Source organism: Moorena sp. SIO2C4, assembly GCF_010672485.1.
In the GTDB taxonomy this organism is placed as follows: domain Bacteria; phylum Cyanobacteriota; class Cyanobacteriia; order Cyanobacteriales; family Coleofasciculaceae; genus Moorena; species Moorena producens.
Genome location: NZ_JAAHGN010000546.1, coordinates 1 through 4942, shown reverse-complemented (window position 1 = coordinate 4942; position 4942 = coordinate 1). Strand labels below are relative to the sequence as shown.

The window sequence follows — 4942 nt, the reverse complement described above, 5'->3', positions numbered from 1 at the left end:
GATGTCTAGTATTGCTAGTGTACCTACCATACGGTTTTCTCCCCCTCTAATTACTGGTATTGACTTTTGGGCAAAAAGATGTTTTGATTTTGTGCTTTCTGTATTAGTAATGATTGTGCTTTTGCCACTGTTTGTTAGTATTTCCGTTTTAGTCAAGCTTGATTCGCCAGGACCGATATTTTACAAACAGGAAAGAGTGGGGTTACATAATAAACGATTTAAGGCTTGGAAATTTCGCAGTATGTTTGTGGATGCTGACCAACGCCTCAAAGATCTAGAAGCTCGTAATGAAATGAAAGATGGTGTTCTCTTTAAGATAAAAGATGATCCACGGATTACTAAAGTAGGAAAATTCATCCGCCGCTATAGCCTAGATGAACTTCCCCAATTATTTAACGTTCTCTTTGGAGAAATGAGTTTAGTTGGTCCTAGGCCCTTGCCAATCAGAGATGTCAATAAATTCTCTGAACAACACTTTATACGTCATGCAGTTTTACCGGGAATAACCGGACTTTGGCAAGTGTCGGGTCGTTCCGATATTACTTCTTTTGAAGAAGTGGTACGTCTAGATACTTTTTACATGGAAAATTGGTCACTATGGCTAGATTTGAAGATTTTAGTAAAAACTGCCATAGTGCTTTTACAAAAAAAAGGTGCTTACTAGTAACCTGAGTTCGAGATAACTAACTTTATCCAGGATTCAGGAGCTTCGAGTCAAGAGTCATACCGAGTTGCATTCAAAGATAGTAGATTGGTTGGATAGGGAGATAGGGAGATAGGGAGATAGGGAGATTGGGAAATTGGGAGATTGGGAGAAGAGAAAGTTGTACGTTTGACCGCAACTTGGTGTCAGAATAAATTATTTCTCAGTTAATTGGCAATTAAATCATAGTTTTATGCCATAAAATTATGTAGTCTGTCTTGATGCAGTCCCTACTCCCTACTCCCTGCTCCCTGCTCCCTGCTCCCTTTGCTATAGCATTTATCAATAGATACTTCGTACAGGCATAAACTGAACTTTTGGGTTAGCTGTTGAAGGTAAGCTCCTTCGCTGGAGGGGCTGAGGGGCTGATAGCTGTTTGCGGAAAGCAAACCCAAGGGCGCGCGTAGCGTGTAAGCTTTCCGCTTAAAGTATCGGTTAAATTGCCTAAACCAATAACAATTTATATCCTCAGAGAGAGATAATGTTGCTTAACACTTGGGAATATTCTCAATAATTAGTTAGGGTTATTTTTCTACATTCAGAAAAAAACTATGGTTATTAAGTTAACTGTTGCCATCCCCACATACAACGGTCAGAACCGTCTACCAGAAGTCTTAGACCGACTGCGAGACTGTTGCCAGCAAGACCAACTCAGCTGGGAAGTTATTGTTATTGACAACAACAGCACTGACGGCACCGCTAAGCTTGTTCACGCTTATCAAGCCAATTGGCCAAGGCAATATCCGTTGAGGTATTGTTTTGAAGCGAAACAAGGGGCAGCTTATGCCAGATGCCGTGCCATTCAGGAAGCCAGAGGTGAACTAGTGGGTTTCCTAGACGATGACACGATTCCATCAATGTCTTGGATAGCTGCTGCTTACGCCTTTGGCAAATCTCACCCTACTTCTGGTGCTTATGGTAGTCAAATCCATGGTGTTTTTGAAGTCACTCCTCCGCCAAATTTTGATAAACTTGCGCCATTTTTAGCAATCACTGAACGTGGCTGTGAGCCATTACTTTATGAACCGCACAAAAAATTACTACCACCTTCAGCTGGGTTGGTTGTGCGAAAACAAGCTTGGTTAGAGAGTATGCCCTCTCGGCCTATTTTGACTGGGCGCACTAAGAGCAGTATGTTAACTGGGGAAGATTTAGAGATGTTGTCTCGTATCCAAGCTAAGGGCTGGGAAATCTGGTACAATCCTGCTATGGAAATTGAGCACAAAATCCCTAGCTGGCGTCTGAGACGTGAGTATTTAATTCCATTTTTCCGTGGGATTGGTTTAAGTCGTCATGTGACCCGGATGTTGAGTGTAAAACCTTGGCTAAGACCATTGGCAACTGTGGCTTATATGACCAACGATTTGCGCAAAATTACCTTTCACTGGCTCAAGCATGGTGGTTCTATCCAGTCTGATTTAATTGCAGCTTGCCAAATGGAGTTGTTTATTAGTAGTCTATGGAGTCCTTTTTACCTCCTTAAACATGGGTATTTGGCTGACTATGATAACTAGTTCAAATAACTAGTTCAAATAACTAGTTCAAATAACTAGTTCAAAAGGATTAACAGGGGGAATAAACTGGAAGAGGGAAGTCATAAATTGGTCATAAATTGGTCATAAATTGTGATATAATACCACAAATAGGCAATACCTAAAAATGCGATTATCGCGGCTGTCGCTGCTACGCGATGAAGCGTTCGCGTAGCGTGGCCAAAGGCCTCAGCTTCCGCTAAGAGCGAACGCGAAGCGGTTCGTTGTTCCGTTCGCGTTTTGATGCTCACGTGGGATTTTCTTGAAATACTCACTGGTTTAAGCCGATTGTCTACTTTTGACTAGCTCTGATAACTGATTTGAGTAGCGAGGGTGGAGCAACCCCAGTACCTCCTGTTTCTTGTAAGTGAGAGTCAAAGCATCCATAATCCCTTCCAGCCATCCTTGCCGATTTCTAAACAGCCAACGCTGTAGTTCTTTTAGGGGCATTCCAGCAACCGCCTCAGTGGGCAAAGCAGTTAGAATTTCCAGAGGGACAATAAAACCAAGAGACACTTCCCCATAGGTAACCATAGCTAATTCAGTTCCTGACTGCCAGCGTGTGCGATCAGAACGTGCCTTGGTGGAAAGTTGGGCAAGGGAAACTTGGTGGTAAAGAAAAGTCATAGTTATAGATTCAATATATTCCCATGCCATACTGGAAAATTCCAGCTGACATCACTAAAACTCAGAATTCCCAGTTAGCCAACACCTGTGACTAAAAACCTGTAACTAACAGAGTTTCTGAACTTAGCAGATGGCACCCTGATCCAAATCTTTGCCTGTTCGCGTCTTTATGGTTTAACCACTTTTGGTTTAACTAAAACCCCTAAATCCATGCTGCCATTTTTACTAAATTTCACCCTGGCTCAAGCCACCCCAGTACCAACACCTCAAGTAGAAATCGTGCAACTCCAAGAAATACGCCCTCTACCAGGACAACTAGATAATGTACCCGTATTCAACAGCAACAGTCCCGAACTAGTACAGACTGAAGGAATTTTACTGTCCACATTTCCCCCTTCTGACAAAGCCAACCCAGGGGCTCACTTAAACTTTCCATTTCAGGGGCGCTTTGATATCTTTGCCCACCATGTTGCTAAAGCAGCCACCCGAGACGATTTGCGCACCCTCTATCTGGGGATTATCCTCCACAATCCAGGCAAAGAACCAGTAACAGTAGATATTATTGAGGCAGCTAGTTACCTGAGTCAGCCTGATGCACCATTTATCGAATTGCCCTCCCAAGTAGATAATTCTGCCGGTAGAGTTTATGCTGGGCCTGGTAGCCGAGTGATGAGTGATATCCTGCGTGGAGGTAGGCAAGACGGATTTCCTGCCCAATTGGTGATTCAGGCTCAGCAAAGTCGCATGTTGCTGAATCTCCCAATTCCAGTGCGAACCTTGACACCACCTATTAATGGTCGCTCAACTTTGATGCGGTTATACAGTGATGGAAAGGTATACGCCGCTAGTCTTGCCCAGTATGCACCTTTAGATACTGATGGGAATGAACGCTCTCCTACTATAGCTCAATGGCAGCATTTATTAGAGCAAGGGGAGTTAGCTGGACCACGCGATCGCGCCCCGAGTGATCCAATTGCTACTACTGGTTCAATTATCTACGGTCGAGTGGCAGGAGTAGCCCGAGGCTCTAGATGGCAAGCTCAGTTAGTGGATAATCCTACTGCTCAATCTCTAACTATTCCGCAACCGGGAAAAGCCTTTTCCTACGGACTGAGTACCCTCCATCATGGCAGGTTAGGTACTGGTCAAATTCAGAGTGCGCCGATGTTAGTCCGTTATCCAGATACCGCCTATTTTGCCCATGGTAATTATGGGGTGCAATACAGCCTGACCTTGCCACTGATTAATCCCACCGGGGATACTCAAACGGTCACCCTGGCTATTGAGACACCGATTAAACAAGATCAAATCCAGGGAGGATTAAGGTTTTTAAAGGCTCCAGCTAAGCAAATATTTTTCCGGGGGACAGTGCAATTGAGCTATAAGGATGATCAAGGTTTACCTCGGACGCGCTATGTGCATTTGGTACAACGGCGTGGTGAGCAGGGGGATACCCTAGTTAGGTTGCAGATGCCACCCCTTGACCAGCGGCTGGTGCAAGTCGATTTTCTCTATCCCCCAGACTCGACACCCCCCCAAGTTTTAACTGTTCGGACACAGGATTAATAACAATCTCCCCATCTCCCCATCTCCCGCTTCTGACGACTCCCGACTCCCGATTCCCAGGGAGTGCGCTTACAGTCGTCGAATTAAATTCGCCACGGGTCGCACCGCTCCCGACTCCCGACTTCCGACTCCCGACTTCCGACTCCCGACTCCCGACTCCCGACTCCCGACTCCCGACTCCCGACTCTTGACCCAAATGTAAAAAACCTACCCCTGTCAGGGTGGCAAGGTTGGGAGTATGTCACATCAGGTTCTACGTATCAATGTAAATTGGTATTGTCGTCAATGTAATAAATTCATGAAATGATGAGTTGATTATCTCGAAAGGTAGATAAAATTTTACAATCTAACTTATTAGACTGAAAAAGTCAAACAATGATCAGCGTCTTCCTATGTTGTCCTGTGAGCATCCTGCCTTGCGAGTTCTAGTAGTTGACGACCATGAATTAACTCGATATAGCCTTCATTTAGCATTTTCGGCTCAGGAGAATATTGAGATAGTTGCTCTTGCTAA

The 4942-nt window shown here is 44.4% G+C and carries 6 protein-coding genes and 1 pseudogene; 4 read left to right on the top strand and 3 right to left on the bottom strand.

Annotated features, from left to right (window positions below; translation table 11 throughout):
- Both F6K20_RS24070 and hpsE read left to right on the top strand, forming a co-directional pair.
- The coding region (locus tag F6K20_RS24070) for a sugar transferase (RefSeq protein ID WP_287296301.1) at window positions 1-664 on the top strand (664 nt) is incomplete at its 5' end.
- Between the two features lie 590 nt (window positions 665-1254).
- The gene (gene hpsE / locus F6K20_RS24065; protein WP_287267600.1) at window positions 1255-2217 is read left to right on the top strand and encodes a hormogonium polysaccharide biosynthesis glycosyltransferase HpsE; all 963 of its coding nucleotides are present in this window, start codon (window positions 1255-1257) and stop codon (window positions 2215-2217) included.
- Between the two features lie 80 nt (window positions 2218-2297).
- Here the strand turns inward: hpsE and F6K20_RS24060 are convergent, their stop codons facing one another.
- Both F6K20_RS24060 and F6K20_RS24055 read right to left on the bottom strand, forming a co-directional pair.
- The gene (locus F6K20_RS24060; RefSeq protein WP_131826866.1) at window positions 2298-2510 is read right to left on the bottom strand and encodes a hypothetical protein; all 213 of its coding nucleotides are present in this window, start codon (window positions 2508-2510) and stop codon (window positions 2298-2300) included.
- Window positions 2511-2514: 4 nt separating this feature from the next.
- Entirely contained in the window at window positions 2515-2862 is a 348-nt protein-coding gene (locus tag F6K20_RS24055; protein ID WP_131826867.1) for a hypothetical protein, read from the bottom strand.
- A 210-nt stretch (window positions 2863-3072) separates the two neighbouring features.
- Between F6K20_RS24055 and F6K20_RS24050 the strand changes: the two genes are divergently transcribed.
- A complete protein-coding gene (locus tag F6K20_RS24050; protein WP_287267601.1) occupies window positions 3073-4428 on the top strand; it encodes a DUF3370 domain-containing protein in 1356 nt (451 codons plus the stop codon).
- Window positions 4429-4511: 83 nt separating this feature from the next.
- Here the strand turns inward: F6K20_RS24050 and F6K20_RS24045 are convergent, their stop codons facing one another.
- Entirely contained in the window at window positions 4512-4673 is a 162-nt protein-coding gene (locus F6K20_RS24045; RefSeq protein WP_154659952.1) for a hypothetical protein, read from the bottom strand.
- Between the two features lie 147 nt (window positions 4674-4820).
- Between F6K20_RS24045 and F6K20_RS40850 the strand changes: the two are divergent.
- Window positions 4821-4942: pseudogene (locus tag F6K20_RS40850) on the top strand (two-component system response regulator); the annotation flags it as partial.

Bases quoted from the DNA above. Each gene is read 5' to 3' on its own strand.
- F6K20_RS24050 (WP_287267601.1), top strand. From the start codon at position 3,073: ATGCTGCCATTTTTACTAAATTTCACCCTGGCTCAAGCCACCCCAGTA.
- F6K20_RS24055 (WP_131826867.1), bottom strand. From the start codon at position 2,862: ATGACTTTTCTTTACCACCAAGTTTCCCTTGCCCAACTTTCCACCAAG.
- hpsE (WP_287267600.1), top strand. From the start codon at position 1,255: ATGGTTATTAAGTTAACTGTTGCCATCCCCACATACAACGGTCAGAAC.